The following is a 16,399-nucleotide window of genomic DNA, read 5'->3' as shown; positions in this document are numbered from 1 at the left end:
ATGCTGATAATCTGTTGACTAGCAGTCTGACTCCACAAGCACCCACACGAATTGCTTGATTCAGTTGTTAAAGAGCGGTGGGTTGAGACTTTCGTCTCAACCGAGGCGCGCATTCTACAGCGCCTTGTGTATCTGTCAAGCGGTTATTTTGGAAGTTTTCAAAGTTTCCTTTTCAACTTCAACCACTTGCGCTTTCGATCTCTCGTTAGCGGGAGGCGAATTCTACAGCGTTAGTCGCTGCTGTCAATACCTCTTTTTCACCGCTTTCGACCGAGAAGATCGAACCGTCAACCGGGCCGAATAACGCGCCCTACTGACTCCTTCCGGACTTCGATGAACTGAAGTCCCTGCGCTGCCTTTAAACGTCTAACTCATTGAAACTCAAGGAGTTTTCCGTTTCGACTGCGCCGGAAGTGGGGCGAATTATAGAGACTCAGAATCTGCCGTCAACCCTTAATTTCGCTTTTCTATCAATAAGTTGGAAGACACCCGACAAACAGCGTCTGCACCTTCAAAAAGCTTCTTCTATATAGAAGAAACTTCAAATGACCCCCGCCTTCCTAAACGCAGCCACAGCCGCTTCATCCAACCCCAGCACACGCTGCAGCACCTCTAGTGTGTGCTCCCCCAACAAAGGCGGCGCGCGATGGTATTCCACGGGCGTCTTGGACAAGCGAATCGGGCTGGCTACCTGCGGCACCTTACCGGCCAAAGCATGGGGCAGCTCCATCGCCAACCCGCGAGCCCGTACCTGTGGATCGGCAAACACCTGCTCCAGATCATTGATTGGCCCGCACGGCACGCCGGCCTGCTCCAACCGAGCAACCCATTCGGCAGTGGTCCTGAACACCGTCGCCTGACGAATCAATGGGATCAGTACCGCTCGGTTCGCCACCCGCTGCTTGTTCGTCACGAAACGAGGATCATCCGCCCACTGCGGTTGACCGGCGACTTCAGCAAACTTGCGGAACTGGCCGTCATTACCCACGGTGAGGATGAAGTCACCGTCAGCCGTAGGAAAATCCTGATAAGGCACGATATTGGGGTGAGCGTTGCCCAATCGTTTCGGCGCATTGCCTGTCGTCAGGTAGTTCATCGCCTGGTTGGCCAGGCAAGCCACTTGAACGTCCAGCAGCGCCATGTCGATATGCTGACCGTCGCCCGCCTGGTCGCGGTGAGCCAGCGCCGCCAGGATTGCCGCAGTCGAGTAGAGCCCCGTGAGGATATCCGTCAGCGCCACCCCGACCTTCACCGGCCCGGCCCCCTCATCGCCTTCAGGCCGACCGGTGAGACTCATCAAGCCCCCCAGCCCCTGAATCATGAAGTCATAACCGGCGCGCTTTGCATAAGGACCGGTTTGGCCAAACCCGGTGATCGAGCAATAGATCAACCGCGGATTGATCGCCTTCAGCGAGTCGTAGTCCAGGCCATATGCCGCAAGCCCACCGACCTTGAAGTTCTCGATCAGGATGTCGGACTTGGCCGCCAACTCTCGCACCAGGTTCTGCCCCTCGGGCCGGGTGAAGTCGATGGTGACCGATTGCTTGTTGCGATTGGCCGAGAGGTAATAAGCCGCCTCGGTCGTATTTTCGCCACGGCCGTCCTTCAGGAAGGGCGGCCCCCAGGCACGTGTGTCGTCGCCATTGCCCGGACGCTCGACCTTGATGACCTCCGCTCCCAGGTCCGCCAGGATCTGACCGGCCCATGGCCCGGCCAGGACTCTCGATAAATCCAGTACCCGCAGGTGCGAAAGCGCGCCCATGGCCGTCCTCCTATTAATAGAACGCCTGGATACCGGTTTGCGCGCGACCGAGGATCAGCGCATGAACATCATGGGTCCCCTCATAAGTGTTCACCACTTCCAGGTTCACCAGGTGACGGGCAATGCCGAACTCATCGGAAATGCCATTGCCACCCAGCATGTCCCGCGCCATACGAGCGATATCCAGGGATTTGCCGCAGGAGTTGCGCTTCATGATCGACGTGATTTCCACCGCCGCCGTGCCCTCATCTTTCATACGCCCCAGACGCAGGCATCCTTGCAGGGCGAGGGTGATTTCAGTCTGCATATCGGCCAGTTTCTTCTGGATCAACTGATTGGCCGCCAGGGGACGACCAAACTGCTGGCGATCCAATGTGTATTGACGAGCGGTATGCCAGCAGAATTCGGCGGCACCCAAGGCGCCCCAGGAAATGCCGTAGCGTGCCGAGTTCAGGCAGGTAAACGGACCTTTCAGGCCACGCACATCCGGGAAGATGTTTTCTTCTGGAACAAACACGTTGTCCATGACGATCTCGCCGGTAATGGAAGCCCGCAGCCCGACCTTGCCATGGATGGCCGGCGCGCTCAGGCCCTTCCAGCCTTTCTCCAGGACAAAACCACGGATATCGCCGGCGTCGTCCTTGCCCCAGACGACAAACACATCGGCAATCGGACTGTTGGTAATCCACATCTTGCTGCCCGTCAGGCTATAGCCGCCTTCGACTTTGCGCGCACGAGTAATCATCGCGCCTGGATCGGAGCCATGGTTCGGCTCGGTCAGACCGAAGCAACCGATCCACTCACCGGAGGCCAGCTTCGGCAGGTATTTCTGCTTCTGGGCCTCGGTGCCAAACTCGTTGATAGGCACCATGACCAGCGAAGACTGCACACTCATCATCGAGCGGTAACCGGAATCGACCCGCTCCACTTCACGAGCGATCAGGCCATAACTGACATAGTTCAAACCACTGCCGCCGTACTGCTCGGGAATGGTGGCGCCCAGTAATCCCACTTCCCCCATCTCACGGAAGATCGCCGGATCGGTTTTTTCATGACGGAACGCTTCCAGCACCCGTGGCGCCAGCTTTTGCTGGGCGAACTGCTCGGCAGTGTCGCGGATCATGCGTTCTTCTTCGGTGAGTTGCTGGTCCAGCAACAATGGATCGATCCAGTTGAAGCTCGCTTTACCGGCCATGAAAAAATCCTCGCCAATCAAAATTAAAAATCGTGGATTGATCCTAGGCGCGCTTTCCTACAAGGGCAAACGACGATTACGCATGAGCTTGTGCTAATTTCTCACTCCGTAAACGCCAAAAGCCCTGTTTACGCTACCGATCAGTGAGGTCTCCGTACATGCGTAGAAAGATCCCCAGCACCGCCGCACTGGTCAGCTTCGAAGCCGCCGCGCGTCATGAGAGCTTCACCAAGGCCGCGCAGGAGCTGTCTCTCACCCAGGGTGCAATCTGCCGACAGATCGCCAGCCTGGAGGACTTTCTCAGCGTGGAGTTGTTCCGACGCTCGCGGCGTGGCGTCAAACTGACCGAAGCCGGCCTGTCCTATAGCCGCCGTGTCGCCACCCAGTTGGATGCCGTCGAGCGCGATACGCTTTCGGTGATGGGCCACACCGGCGCGAACGTGATCGAGCTGGCCGTGGTTCCCACGTTTGGGACCCAATGGCTATTACCACGCCTGAAGGATTTCCAGCAGCAACATCCGGAAGTCACCGTCAACCTGACCAACCGCACACGCCCCTTTCTGTTTGCGGATACGGACTTCGACGCCGCTATCTATTTTGGCGATGCCGACTGGTCCGGTACCGAATCCCACAAGCTCATGGGCGAAAACCCCATGCCAGTCTGCAGCCCCGCGCTGCTGGGCGACCGCAACAATCTGACACCGCAAGCCATTGCCGAGCTGCCCCTGCTCCAGCAGACCACCCGCCCCTATGCCTGGCGTCAGTGGTTCAACGCGCAGGACCTCAACGTTGCGCGCGACCTGACAGGCCCGCGTTATGAACTATTCTCCATGCTTGCCCAAGCCGCCATGCACGACATGGGAATAGCCTTGATTCCGCCCTTCCTGATTCAGCGGGAACTGGCAGAAAAACGCTTGGTGATTGCCAACAGCAATGCGCTATCGAGCATCAAGGCCTATTACCTGATGATTCCGGAACGAAAGGTCGAATCCGCATCTCTGCGCGCTTTTCGCGATTGGTTAGTAGGCCAGGCTAAAGGCTATGTACCTGATTCATAAGGAAATCGCTCATAACCTATTCTGGTAGTAAGCTAATAAAAAGCGCTACAGATATAAGTTTTTGTCGCAATCAGTCAATCTGTTCACAAATCGGTACAGTAGTCTCAGAAGCGTTCAAATACGTGGCTTTGAGCCATATCGCCCGACTCATTACGGCTCATTCATCTGGCCGATGGGAAAATTTATCAATTTGGGCCTGAATCCTTGAAAGGCACGGCCTACAAGGGGTACGGACCGGGTATTGCGACATTCGGTCACAGGGTGACTTGTAGTTAATTTTTCGTCACCCGTCATAATCCCTTGAAGGGCTGTATTTTCGCCTGCAAAATGCCGCGCCCCGCCTGATTCGGCGGGATCGTGCTGATCCGCCGCCCCAGCCGCACCATCCGAAGTGCATGGGTTTACTCAATAAGATCACGCAGGAGATTTGACGTGCACATTGGTGTTCCTCTCGAAACCCAGACGGGTGAAACACGGGTTGCTGCTACCCCGGAAACCATCAAGAAGCTGATCGGCCAAGGTCATAAAGTCACTGTCCAAAGCGGCGCGGGTCTCAAGGCCAGCGTTATCGACAGTGCCTATGAAGCCGCAGGCGCGACCATTGGTAGCGCCAGCGAAGCGTTCGGGGCCGAACTGATCCTCAAGGTGGTTGCTCCCAGCGACAGCGAACTGGCGCTGATCAAGAGCGGCACCGTTCTGGTGGGCATGCTCAATCCGTTCAACAACGAAACCATCGCCAAGCTGGCTGAATGCGGCATTACCGCGTTCGCCCTCGAGGCAGCGCCACGTACCTCCCGCGCCCAGAGCCTGGATGTGCTGTCGTCCCAAGCCAACATCGCCGGCTACAAGGCCGTGCTGCTGGCCGCGCACTACTACCCTCGCTTCATGCCGATGCTGATGACGGCGGCGGGCACCGTGAAAGCGGCGCGCGTGCTGATCCTCGGCGCGGGTGTGGCCGGGTTGCAGGCGATTGCCACGGCTAAACGCCTGGGCGCGGTGATCGAGGCTTCGGACGTGCGTCCGGCGGTGAAGGAACAGATCGAATCCCTCGGCGCCAAGTTCGTCGACGTGCCTTATGAAACCGACGAAGAGCGCGAATGCGCCGTCGGTGTCGGCGGCTACGCTCGCCCCATGCCCGCAAGCTGGATGCAGCGCCAGGCCCAGGCGGTGCACGAACGCGCCAAGCAAGCAGACATCGTCATCACCACCGCGCTGATCCCCGGCCGCAAGGCACCGACCTTGCTGAGCGCCGAAACCGTGGCACAGATGAAACCCGGCTCGGTGGTCATTGACCTCGCGGCAGCCCAGGGTGGCAACTGCCCGCTGACCGTGGCCGATCAGGTCGTTGTCGAGAACGGCGTGACCATCGTCGGCCCAACCAACCTGGCCGGCGAAGTCGCAGCCGATGCTTCGGCACTGTACGCCCGTAACCTGCTGGACTTCCTGAAGCTGGTCTTCACCAAGGAAGGTCAGTTCGACGTGAACCTGGAAGACGACATCGTCGCCGCGTGCCTGATGTGCCGCGACGGCCAAGTCATCCGCAAAAACGCCTAAGCAGGGATTCAGACAATGGAAGAGCTTATCTCCCCCGGTATCTACAACCTGATCATCTTCGTGCTGGCGATTTATGTCGGTTACCACGTGGTCTGGAACGTAACGCCTGCACTGCACACCCCCTTGATGGCCGTGACCAACGCCATTTCGGCGATCGTGATCGTCGGCGCGATGCTCGCCGCCGCGCTGACCGTGACCCCGCTGGGCAAGACCATGGGCACCCTGGCCGTGGCCCTGGCCGCGGTCAACGTGTTCGGTGGTTTCCTGGTGACGCGCCGCATGCTTGAGATGTTCAAGAAAAAAGCCCCGAAAGCCGTAAAAGAAGAGGCGCCCAAGTAATGAGCATGAACCTGGTAACGACGCTGTACCTGATCGCGTCGATCTGTTTCATCCAGGCCCTCAAGGGCCTGTCGCACCCCACCACCTCTCGCCGTGGCAACCTGTTCGGCATGCTCGGCATGGCGCTGGCGATCGCCACGACCGTGGGCCTCATCTATAAGCTGGGGGCAGAGCTTGCAACCGCGGGCATCGGTTATGTCATCGTCGGCCTGCTGATCGGTGGCACCACCGGCTCGATCATGGCCAAGCGCGTCGAGATGACCAAGATGCCGGAGCTGGTGGCGTTCATGCACAGCATGATCGGCCTGGCGGCGGTATTCATTGCCATCGCGGCTGTCGTCGAGCCGCAATCCCTGGGCATCGTCAAGCAACTGGGCGACTCGATTCCGGCCGGTAACCGCCTGGAACTGTTCCTCGGCGCGGCCATCGGCGCAATCACCTTCTCCGGTTCGGTGATCGCCTTCGGCAAACTGTCCGGCAAGTACAAGTTCCGCCTGTTCCAAGGCGCGCCGGTGCAGTTCGGCGGCCAGCACAAGCTCAACCTGATCCTGGGCCTGGCTACCCTCGGACTGGGCGTGATGTTCATGGTGACGGGCAACCTCGGCGCGTTCGCCCTGATGCTGGCCCTGGCCTTCGTGCTGGGCGTGCTGATCATCATCCCCATCGGCGGTGCGGACATGCCGGTGGTGGTGTCGATGCTCAACAGCTATTCGGGCTGGGCGGCGGCCGGTATCGGTTTCTCGCTGAACAACTCGATGCTGATCATCGCCGGCTCCCTGGTGGGCTCCAGCGGTGCGATCCTCTCGTACATCATGTGCAAGGCCATGAACCGTTCGTTCTTCAACGTGCTGCTGGGCGGCTTCGGCAACAGCGCCGATGCGGCAGGCCCGGCTGGTTCGAAGGAAGCGCGTCCGGTGAAGTCGGGCTCCGCGGATGACGCAACGTTCCTGCTGACCAACGCCGACACCGTGATCATCGTGCCGGGCTATGGCCTTGCAGTAGCGCGGGCACAACACGCGCTGAAAGAGCTGACCGAGAAGCTGACTCACCATGGTGTGACCGTGAAATACGCGATCCACCCGGTGGCCGGTCGCATGCCCGGACACATGAACGTGTTGCTGGCCGAGGCTGAAGTGCCTTACGACCAGGTGTTCGAGATGGAGGACATCAACTCCGAGTTCGGCCAGGCCGACGTAGTCCTGGTGCTCGGCGCCAACGACGTGGTCAACCCGGCGGCGAAGAACGATCCGAAATCGCCGATTGCCGGCATGCCGATCCTCGAAGCCTTCAAGGCCAAGACCATCATCGTCAACAAACGCTCGATGGCCAGCGGCTATGCCGGCCTGGACAACGAGCTGTTCTATCTGGACAAGACCATGATGGTGTTCGGTGACGCCAAGAAAGTCATCGAGGACATGGTCAAAGCGGTGGAATAACGTTCTCTGCTTCACTAAAACGCCCCGACATGTCGGGGCGTTTTGATTTGTATCAAGGCCAGATGTTACCGATCCGGTAATGATGTTTTGCCTGAAACCCCCGTAATAGACGCCTTAAATGCGACTTTTGTCGCGGGTCGGGTACGGCGCGAATTCACTAGACTGCGCATCCATGCTCCCAGCCCGAGAAAACACTCCATGTACCATGACCGCATTCGCCTGCCTTCGTTATTGAACAAAGTGATGAGCGCTGCCGACGCAGCCTTGTTGATCGAGGACGGCATGACCGTCGGCATGAGCGGCTTCACCCGCGCCGGTGAAGCGAAAGCGGTCCCCCACGCCCTGGCCGAGCGCGCCAAGGTCAGCCCGCTGAAAATCAGCCTGATGACCGGCGCAAGCCTGGGTAACGACCTCGACAAGGAGCTCACTCAAGCCGGTGTACTGGCGCGGCGCATGCCGTTTCAGGTCGACAGCACCCTGCGCAAGGCGATCAACGCAGGCGAGGTGATGTTCATCGACCAGCATCTTTCGGAAACCGTCGAGCAGTTGCGCAACGCCCAGCTCAAGCTGCCCGATATTGCCGTGATCGAAGCCGTCGCCATCACTGAGCAAGGCCACATCGTCCCGACCACATCGGTGGGTAACTCCGCCAGTTTCGCCATCTTCGCCCGGCAAGTGATCGTTGAAATCAACCTGGCCCACAACCCGGACTTGGAAGGGTTGCACGACATCTATATCCCAACCTATCGCCCAACTCGCACACCGATTCCCTTGATGAAGGTCGACGACCGTATCGGCAGTACTGCCATCCCGATCCCACCGGAGAAAATCGCCGCCATTGTCATCACCAACCAGGGCGACTCGCCGTCGACCGTCACACCACCGGACAGCGACACCCAGGCCATTGCCGATCACTTGATCGATTTCTTCAAGCGCGAAGTCGCGGCCGGGCGTATGACCAACAAGCTCGGCCCGCTGCAGGCCGGTATCGGCAACATTGCCAACGCCGTGATGTGCGGGTTGATCGATTCGCCCTTCGAAGAGCTGACCATGTACTCCGAAGTCCTGCAGGACTCCACGTTCGACCTGATCGACGCCGGCAAACTGAGCTTCGCCTCAGGCAGCTCCATTACGCTGTCGAGCCGGCGCAATGCCGATGTGTCCGCCAACCTGGAGATGTACAAGGACAAACTGGTCCTGCGACCACAGGAGATCTCCAACCACCCTGAAATCGTCCGCCGCCTGGGCATCATCGGCATCAATACCGCCCTGGAGTTCGACCTGTATGGCAACGTCAACTCTACCCATGTCTGCGGCACGCGGATGATGAACGGCATCGGCGGCTCGGGAGACTTCGCCCGCAACGCGCACCTGGCGATTTTCGTGACCAAGTCGATCGCCAAGGCAGGCGCTATCTCCAGCGTCGTGCCCATGGTCAGCCACGTGGACCACACCGAGCATGATGTCGACATCCTGGTCACCGAGATCGGCTTGGCCGACCTGCGAGGCCTGGCACCGCGGGAACGGGCGCGGGTGATCATCGACCATTGCGTGCATCCGACCTATCGCCAGGCCTTGAATGAGTATTTCGAAGCGGCGTGTGCCTTGGGTGGGCATACGCCTCACATCCTGCGCGACGCACTGAGCTGGCACCTGAACCTGGAAGAAACCGGGCGCATGATCGCTGTTTGATACAGCTTGATCGGCGCTGCAGCACACATACAGTTTTCGTCGGTCAACGGCCCATAGCGATTACCGACAAAAACTGTACTGCTGTACCGGTGTTTTTCTAGCCATTTTTATCCTCCAACACCCTGACTCGCTCAAAAACGCACCACCATAGTGCAGACAGGTACAGTTGCCTCAATATGGACCAGTACACCACCCTTTAACAGTTAACTGGTCGCGCACAATACTAGTGAACTGTATCTACAGAGTCTGGCCAAACGAGAGGATCATGGGCACCAGTTAAAGTTAAACCACTACCTAATCCCGCCATAAGCGGAAGGATGTCAACCATGGAACGTACACTCAGTTCCGAGCTGTTTTTCGAAGACAACGCTGCAAAAAACCAGGCTTCCCTGCCTCTTCGCGTTATCGCTAACCTGATGTTGTGGCAGCGCCGCATCGCCAGCCGCCATCAACTGGCTCGTCTGGATGCTCGCCTGCTGGCAGACGCCGGTATCAGCGAAGCACAACGCTACGAAGAGCTGAGCAAGCCGTTCTGGCGCTAATTCAGCGTCGCTGGCCCTGACCCACCGGGTCCACCGCCAGCACCGAATTGAATAAAACAAGACCCGTCGTGGGAAACCGCGACGGGTCTTGTTGTTTCAGGGCCCTGAAATCAGCGCCCAGCCACGAACAAGTACAGTTTTATAGAGATTAATTTAAACAGGTACAGTTTTGCTTTGGGCACTTCGAGAGTGGGCGCTCTATATCAGAGCTGTCCTGCGCCGCGATCTGACTTACTATCCAGGCGAACGTGGCGAAGCGAGTCGAACAGGCGTCTCCTCTTCCCGCTACAAAATCGGCATTCATCACTCAAGGAGTCTCATCATGATCCGTCTTCGTCTGCTCAGCGCTGCAGCCCTGCTGGCCGTAGCCGCCCATGCCAATGCCAGCAGCTTCATCGTCACCACCGACTCCATCGTCGGGGCGCTCAAGGCCACGTCCGATGCAACCTCCGATGCGACCTCGTCACTGCGAGACAATAAAATCGTCCAGGCGGCCCGTGACGATGCCGCCAGCTTCGTGGCCAGCGAAGGCGCTATCCGTGGTGTGAAACTGGAAAGTGCCCTGGATTTCATCCGCCAGCAGGCACCGCAATTGAATGCTACCGATACCCAGTTGGCCCAGGCGATCCTGGTGATCTGATCCAACATGAAACATCGGGCGGCCGAAGGTATCCCGATGTTTCAGCGCTGGCTCTGGCCCGGCGGTTTGCGCTAGCCTTCAGGTTCGCCATCAACCGTCGAGTGCCATGCGTTTTACCTCAGATCTGTCTGTTGTTTTGTTCCTGGTCGCTTCCTGCTGGTCCGTTTCGGCTCATGCCTTCGATGTATCCACCCAACAGGTGGTGGTCAGCGGCTATGCCACGAGCATGGTGACCTCTGCGCCCTTCGACCATAAACTGATCGCCGCCGCTCGCGACGACGCAGCGGCATTCGTTGCCAGTGATGGACAGTTGCGAGGCGCCCGATTGGAGTCGGCCTTGGCTTATCTACGCCAGACCCAGCCAAAACTTCATGTCGGCGACCTTGAACTGGCACAGGCAATTCTCGTCCAATAGTTATCCCTACTTTCCGGAGTCGTTCCATGCGTAGCCCGCTGATTGCTGCCGCCCTAGGCCTGCTGGTATTGGCCGATGTGGCCCAGGCCCATACCCTGGTAGCCACCAGTAACATCATCGTTCGCGCCTCGCAGCGCACGATCGATTTCACCTCCGATACCACCACTTCCATCCGTGATTCGAAGATCGTCCGCGAAGCCCATGACGATGCAGCCAGCTTCGTCGCCAGCAACGGTGAAATCCGTGGTGCTCACCTCGAGGCCGCCTTCGACACCTTGCGTACCCGCGTGCCGGAAGCCCGCGATGCCAGTGACCAGGTCCTCGCCGAAGCCATCCTCGCACTGTGAGGCGGCTCGCCGCCTGGCTGGCGGCCGGGGCCCTGCTGCTCATGGGCGGTACCGCCCAGGCCGGCCTGCGACTGCATCTCAACGGCGAAGGCCTGAGCCCCGCCCAGCAGCAGGCCAGCCAGGCGCTGCTCGATGAAGCCATGGCGGCCTTGCCGCCACGCTTCATCGAGCAATTGGACCGTCGTATCGATGTCGGCTGGACCGACCAGATGCCGACCAACGCGTATGGCCAAGCCTCGCTGGTGTCGCAGCTCGACCTCAATAGCAACCTGCTCGACAGCCTCACGGACGGCAGCGCCGCTACGCAAAAGACTCACCGCCCCCACGGCACCGTGCGCCGGGAAATGCTCGCCACCGTCCTGCATGAACTGACTCACATCTATGACCGTGCGCGTTTATGGCCGGATGCCGAGCGTGCGTTGATCCAGCGCTGCACGCGACGCCACAACAGCGCCGGGCTGATCGGCCTTCCGGATGAGTGCCGGGGCCAGAACGACCGCCGCTTCACCCTCAGTGATGACCCTCGCCTGCTGGACCTCGCTGGCTGGCCGCAGTACGTCGGCCGTCGCGGTGAACGGGAGCAGCACAACCGCCAGGTCGCCCGCAGCCCGGACCTCTACGAGACCAGCAGCCCCAAGGAGTTCGTCGCGGTCAACATGGAGTACTTTCTCCTCGACCCGAGCTACGCCTGCCGACGACCTGCGCTGTACCGCTATTACCAAGAGCACTTTGGTTGGGCCCCGCCCGCCAAGGACACCTGCGCCAAGTCGTTCGCCTTCCTCAATGCCGGCAACGACTTCGCCAGAACACCCCTGGGCAAGGTCGATCCAGAACGGGTCTATGCCATCGACTACCTGTTGGCCGAAGCCAACCAGAACTGGGTCAGCCGCTGGGGCCACAGCATGCTGCGGTTGGTGATCTGCGCCCCCGGCCGCCCACGTGGGCCGGATTGCCGGCTGGACCTGGATCAACACCTGGTGCTCTCGTACCGCGCCTTCGTCGGTGATGTGCAGTTGTCCAGTTGGGATGGCCTGGTGGGCAAATACCCGTCGCGGCTGTTCGTGTTGCCACTGGCTCAGGTGATCGATGAATACACCAAGACCGAACTGCGCAGCCTGGCCTCCGTGCCGCTGAACCTGTCACGGACCGAGATCGAGGAGACGGTTGAACACGCCGCCGAAATGCACTGGAGCTACGACGGCAGCTATTACTTCCTGTCCAATAACTGCGCGGTAGAGAGCCTGAAGCTGCTGCGCAGCGGCAGCAATAACGAGCAACTCAAGGGCCTGGACAGCATCATGCCCAACGGTTTGCTGGAAGTGCTCAAGGGGCGGGGCCTGGCGGACACCAGCGTGTTGGACGACCCCAAGGAAGCCCTGCGCCTGGGCTACCGCTTCGACTCCTTTCGCGATCGGTATCAGGCGATGTTCAATGTGCTGAAGAAGTATCTGCCGATCAAACAACAGTCGGTGGAAGACTGGCTGGCCCTGGACGCCGCCGAGCGCCGCGTCTGGTTTGAACAGGCTGATCTGCGCACCAGCGCGGCGTTGTTGTTGCTGGAACAGGCCAGTTATCGCCGGCAATTGCTACTGGCCCAGGATGAAGTCAAACAACGCTACCTCGGTGCCCGTGAACTGCAGAACGGCGGCATGGAAAGGGCCAACGCGACGCTGCAACAGATCCTCGCCAACAGCGGCTTCCTGAGCCGCCCCGCCGAGTTGCTGGGCAGCAGCGGCTACGGGCTGCCACAGCCCAGCGAGTGGCAGCGATTGGAATCGGAAAGCAGCCTGCGCCAGAAACAGCTTCAAACACTGACGGGCGATCTGGACAAGGAAGTCCGGGCTCTGCTGGAACCAAGCCGCGCCGCCGAAATCGCCGCGAGCGAGGCCAACGTCAAGGAGCTTGGTGAACATCTGCGCAAGCTGCACAAGGCGAGCGGTGGGTTGGAGTTGCCCTAGTGGCCCGGGCATAAAAAAAGGGTTCAGAACCTGGTTCTGAACCCTTTTTTTTGCAGCAATGAATCAGCTCACGCGCGCCTTACGCACACCATCAGCCAGGGCCGCGCACAAGCTCAGCACGCCGTCGACAGCCTGCTCCGATGTCTCGGCGCTGGCGATATGGTCGATCAACGCCGAGCCGACCACCACGCCATCGGCCAACCGAGCAATGGCAGCGGCCTGCTCCGGTGTGCGGATGCCGAAACCGATGCTGATCGGTAGATCGGTATGGCGACGCAGACGCGCCACGGCTTCTTCCACATGCTCCAGCGTCGCGGCACCGGCGCCGGTGACGCCCGCCACCGACACGTAGTACACAAAGCCCGAACTGCCATTGAGCACGGTCGGCAACCGCACATCATCGGTGGTCGGCGTGGTCAGGCGGATGAAATCCAGGCCCGCGGCCTGGGCCGGATCGCACAGTTCGCCGTTGTGCTCGGGCGGCATGTCCACCACGATCAGGCCATCAACGCCGGAATCCAGCGCCTCGCCAATAAAGCGTTGCACGCCATAACGATGGATCGGGTTGAAGTAACCCATCAGCACCAGGGGCGTCTCGCTGTTGTCCTTACGGAACTCACGAACCATCTGCAGGGTTTTTGCCAGGTTCTGTTGAGCGCCCAGCGCGCGGATATTCGCCAACTGGATCGCCGGGCCGTCGGCCATCGGATCGGTGAACGGCATGCCCAGCTCGATCACATCGGCACCGGCCGCCGGCAGGCCCTTGAGGATTGCCAGAGAGGTGTCGTAGTTCGGGTCGCCGGCGGTAACAAAGGTCACCAGGGCGGCGCGGTTCTGTTGCTTGAGTTCGGCAAAGCGGGTTTGCAGGCGGCTCATCAGTGTTTCTCCTGCTGGGACTGTTCCATGTGGTGCATCACGGTTTGCATGTCTTTGTCGCCACGGCCGGAGAGGTTGACCACCATCAGGTGGTCCTTGGGCAGGTTTGGTGCGCGCTTGAACACTTCAGCCAGGGCATGGGAGCTTTCCAGCGCAGGGATGATGCCTTCCAGGCGGCAGCACTTGTGGAAGGCGTCCAAGGCTTCGGCATCGGTGATCGAGGTGTACTGGACGCGACCAATGTCATGCAACCAGGCGTGTTCCGGGCCGATACCCGGATAGTCGAGACCTGCGGAAATCGAATGGGCATCAATGATCTGGCCGTCATCGTCCTGCAACAGGAAAGTGCGGTTGCCGTGCAATACACCGGGGACGCCACCGTTCAGGCTCGCCGCGTGCTTGCCGGTTTCGATGCCATAGCCTGCCGCTTCGACGCCGATGATGTCGACGCTCTTGTCGTCCAGGAACGGGTGGAACAGGCCCATCGCGTTGGAACCACCACCGATGCATGCCACCAGACTGTCCGGCAGGCGGCCTTCCTGCGCTTGCAGTTGATCGCGGGTTTCTTTACCGATCACCGCCTGGAAATCACGAACCATAGCCGGATACGGGTGCGGGCCGGCCACGGTGCCGATCAGGTAGAACGTGCTGTCGACGTTGGTGACCCAGTCGCGCAGGGCTTCGTTCATGGCGTCCTTCAGGGTCCCGGTACCGGCAACCACCGGGATCACTTCGGCACCGAGCAATTTCATGCGGAACACGTTGGCCTGTTGGCGCTCGATGTCGGTGGTGCCCATGTAGATCACGCAATCCAGGCCGAAACGTGCAGCTACGGTGGCGGTGGCCACGCCATGCATGCCGGCGCCCGTCTCGGCGATGATGCGTTTTTTGCCCATGCGCCGCGCCAGCAGGATCTGGCCGATGCAGTTGTTGATCTTGTGCGCGCCGGTGTGGTTCAGCTCTTCGCGCTTGAGATAGATCTTCGCGCCGCCGCAGTATTCGGTCAGGCGCTCAGCGAAATAGAGCGGACTCGGACGACCGACGTAGTCCCGCTGGAAGTAGGCCAGTTCCTCGATGAACGCAGGATCTTCCTTCGCCACTTCGTATTCGCGGGCCAGATCAAGGATCAACGGCATGAGGGTTTCGGCCACATAGCGGCCGCCAAACGCACCGAACAGGCCGTTGGCGTCGGGGCCGCTGCGCAGGTTGAAAGGGGTCGTAGGCTGGGTCATGGGAGAACGCTCCAGGCAAATGCGAAAGAAGACAATGAGGTCACTCTACCCCTGACATCCCGCTCTGAAAACCGATAAGATCGCCGCAACCTGTCAGGAAAACTCACAGATACCATGAGCCACGATCTGCCTCCGCTTAACGCCTTGCGCGCCTTCGAAGCCACCGCCCGCTTGAACAGCGTAAGCCAGGCGGCCGAACAGCTACACGTGACTCACGGCGCCGTCAGCCGACAGTTGAAGGCGCTGGAGGAGCATCTGGGCGTCAGCCTGTTCAGCAAGGACGGACGCGGCCTGAAACTCACAGATGCGGGCCTGCGTCTGCGCGATGCCAGCACCGAGGCTTTCGAGCGATTACGCACCGTCTGCGCCGAACTCACCCAAAGCACGGCGAATGCTCCGTTTGTGCTGGGCTGCTCGGGCAGTCTGCTGGCGCGCTGGTTCATTCCTCGCCTGGGCCGACTCAATGCCGATCTGCCGGACTTGCGCTTGCACCTCTCCGCCGGCGAAGGCGATCTGGACCCCAGACGTCCAGGGCTGGACGCTTTGCTGGTCTTTGCCGAGCCTCCCTGGCCGGCAGACATGCAAGTGTATGAGTTGGCCAGCGAGCGGATCGGCCCGGTCTTGAGCCCGCGTTACGCCGGCTTCATCGATCTGAACAGCGCCCCGGTCGATGCGCTGCTGGGTGAGGCGTTGCTGCATACCACGTCGCGCCCTCAAGCCTGGCCGACCTGGGCACGACAGAACAACCTCGATCCCCAGGCATTGAAGTTCGGCCAGGGTTTCGAGCATCTGTATTATTTGCTGGAGGCCGCTGTGGCAGGGCTGGGCGTGGCCATCGCTCCCGAACCGTTGGTAGCCGAGGATGTGCGCGCCGGACGCCTCGTCGCGCCATGGGGCTTCGATGAAACCCCGGCGCGACTGGCGTTATGGCTACCCAAGCGCGCCGCGGACGGCCGCGCCCGGCAGTTGGCTCAATGGCTCAGGCATGAGCTGAGCCAACCGGCTTAATCACCGCGCTTGCACAGCAGATAAGCCGCCAACAGACCGAGGGCGCCGACCGCGACACCGGCGGTGGTCCACGGGTGCTCTTGAGCGTAATCGCGTGTGGCGAGCCCGGTTTCGCGGGTTTTCACCTTGACCTCTTCATACGCATCGCTGAGCAGATGACGGGAATGCTTCAACGCATTTTCGGCGTTTGCCTTGAGCGATTTGAGGGTCTTGCGCGACTCGTCCGAAGCGTCGTCCTTCAGGCTTTCCAACGACTTGAGCAGATTCTCGATTTCCGCTTCCATGCTTTGCAACGAGGCTTTGCGTAACGAATTGCTGGCCATGGTGGCTCTCTCCTGCAGTGGT

General features: G+C 60.0%; 16 protein-coding genes. 11 read left to right on the top strand and 5 right to left on the bottom strand.

The window, feature by feature from the left end:
* Nucleotides 1-541: 541 nt before the first annotated feature.
* Nucleotides 542-1,762 carry a CaiB/BaiF CoA transferase family protein gene (locus tag CGA22_RS07650; protein WP_041021849.1) on the bottom strand — a complete coding sequence of 407 codons (1,221 nt, stop codon included), beginning with the start codon at nucleotides 1,760-1,762 and terminating at the stop codon, nucleotides 542-544.
* Nucleotides 1,763-1,775: 13 nt separating this feature from the next.
* On the bottom strand, nucleotides 1,776-2,957 hold the full coding sequence (locus CGA22_RS07645) for an acyl-CoA dehydrogenase (RefSeq protein ID WP_014335919.1): 1,182 nt from the start codon (nucleotides 2,955-2,957) through the stop codon (nucleotides 1,776-1,778).
* 158 nt (nucleotides 2,958-3,115) lie between these two features.
* On the opposite strand from CGA22_RS07645, the gene CGA22_RS07640 reads away from it, so the two are divergent.
* The 10 genes from CGA22_RS07640 (at nucleotide 3,116) to CGA22_RS07595 (ending at nucleotide 12,938) form a co-directional block, all read left to right on the top strand.
* The gene (locus CGA22_RS07640) at nucleotides 3,116-4,015 is read left to right on the top strand and encodes a LysR family transcriptional regulator (RefSeq protein WP_041021848.1); all 900 of its coding nucleotides are present in this window, start codon (nucleotides 3,116-3,118) and stop codon (nucleotides 4,013-4,015) included.
* A gap of 432 nt (nucleotides 4,016-4,447) precedes the next feature.
* Complete coding sequence (locus tag CGA22_RS07635) at nucleotides 4,448-5,569, top strand: Re/Si-specific NAD(P)(+) transhydrogenase subunit alpha (protein ID WP_041021847.1); 1,122 nt, start codon at nucleotides 4,448-4,450, stop codon at nucleotides 5,567-5,569.
* A 15-nt stretch (nucleotides 5,570-5,584) separates the two neighbouring features.
* Complete coding sequence (locus CGA22_RS07630) at nucleotides 5,585-5,908, top strand: NAD(P) transhydrogenase subunit alpha (protein ID WP_003187010.1); 324 nt, start codon at nucleotides 5,585-5,587, stop codon at nucleotides 5,906-5,908.
* On the top strand, nucleotides 5,908-7,344 hold the full coding sequence (locus CGA22_RS07625; RefSeq protein ID WP_041021846.1) for an NAD(P)(+) transhydrogenase (Re/Si-specific) subunit beta: 1,437 nt from the start codon (nucleotides 5,908-5,910) through the stop codon (nucleotides 7,342-7,344). The genes CGA22_RS07630 and CGA22_RS07625 overlap by 1 nt, the downstream gene beginning before the upstream one ends.
* A 198-nt stretch (nucleotides 7,345-7,542) precedes the next feature.
* Nucleotides 7,543-9,036, top strand: a complete 1,494-nt coding sequence (locus CGA22_RS07620) for an acetyl-CoA hydrolase/transferase family protein (RefSeq protein WP_041021845.1) — start codon at nucleotides 7,543-7,545, stop codon at nucleotides 9,034-9,036.
* 326 nt (nucleotides 9,037-9,362) lie between these two features.
* Nucleotides 9,363-9,578 (top strand): DUF1127 domain-containing protein, encoded by a 216-nt coding sequence (locus CGA22_RS07615; protein ID WP_024778486.1) that lies wholly within the window; start codon nucleotides 9,363-9,365, stop codon nucleotides 9,576-9,578.
* A 322-nt stretch (nucleotides 9,579-9,900) separates the two neighbouring features.
* Nucleotides 9,901-10,218, top strand: a complete 318-nt coding sequence (locus CGA22_RS07610; RefSeq protein ID WP_041021844.1) for a DUF2388 domain-containing protein — start codon at nucleotides 9,901-9,903, stop codon at nucleotides 10,216-10,218.
* A 106-nt stretch (nucleotides 10,219-10,324) separates the two neighbouring features.
* A complete protein-coding gene (locus CGA22_RS07605; protein WP_041021843.1) occupies nucleotides 10,325-10,633 on the top strand; it encodes a DUF2388 domain-containing protein in 309 nt (102 codons plus the stop codon).
* 26 nt (nucleotides 10,634-10,659) lie between these two features.
* A complete protein-coding gene (locus CGA22_RS07600) occupies nucleotides 10,660-10,980 on the top strand; it encodes a DUF2388 domain-containing protein (protein WP_003187020.1) in 321 nt (106 codons plus the stop codon).
* Nucleotides 10,977-12,938 carry a DUF4105 domain-containing protein gene (locus CGA22_RS07595; protein ID WP_188258529.1) on the top strand — a complete coding sequence of 654 codons (1,962 nt, stop codon included), beginning with the start codon at nucleotides 10,977-10,979 and terminating at the stop codon, nucleotides 12,936-12,938. Before CGA22_RS07600 ends, CGA22_RS07595 begins: the two co-directional genes overlap by 4 nt.
* 63 nt (nucleotides 12,939-13,001) lie before the next feature.
* On the opposite strand, the gene trpA is transcribed toward CGA22_RS07595, so the two are convergent.
* Both trpA and trpB read right to left on the bottom strand, forming a co-directional pair.
* On the bottom strand, nucleotides 13,002-13,814 hold the full coding sequence (gene trpA, locus CGA22_RS07590; RefSeq protein ID WP_041024239.1) for a tryptophan synthase subunit alpha: 813 nt from the start codon (nucleotides 13,812-13,814) through the stop codon (nucleotides 13,002-13,004).
* Nucleotides 13,814-15,046, bottom strand: coding sequence for a tryptophan synthase subunit beta (trpB, locus tag CGA22_RS07585; protein WP_041024238.1), 1,233 nt, complete (start codon nucleotides 15,044-15,046; stop codon nucleotides 13,814-13,816). Before trpB ends, trpA begins: the two co-directional genes overlap by 1 nt.
* Before the next feature lie 114 nt (nucleotides 15,047-15,160).
* Between trpB and CGA22_RS07580 the strand changes: the two genes are divergently transcribed.
* Nucleotides 15,161-16,054 carry a LysR family transcriptional regulator gene (locus CGA22_RS07580; RefSeq protein WP_041024237.1) on the top strand — a complete coding sequence of 298 codons (894 nt, stop codon included), beginning with the start codon at nucleotides 15,161-15,163 and terminating at the stop codon, nucleotides 16,052-16,054.
* Here the strand turns inward: CGA22_RS07580 and CGA22_RS07575 are convergent.
* Entirely contained in the window at nucleotides 16,051-16,377 is a 327-nt protein-coding gene (locus CGA22_RS07575; protein WP_024778479.1) for a YqjD family protein, read from the bottom strand. The genes CGA22_RS07580 and CGA22_RS07575 overlap by 4 nt on opposite strands.
* Nucleotides 16,378-16,399: the final 22 nt, after the last annotated feature.

This window comes from Pseudomonas sp. PSB18, from assembly GCF_014596565.1.
Taxonomy (GTDB): domain Bacteria; phylum Pseudomonadota; class Gammaproteobacteria; order Pseudomonadales; family Pseudomonadaceae; genus Aquipseudomonas.
The sequence above is the reverse complement of the archived record's forward strand: the minus strand, read 5'-3'. Positions and strand labels throughout refer to the sequence as shown.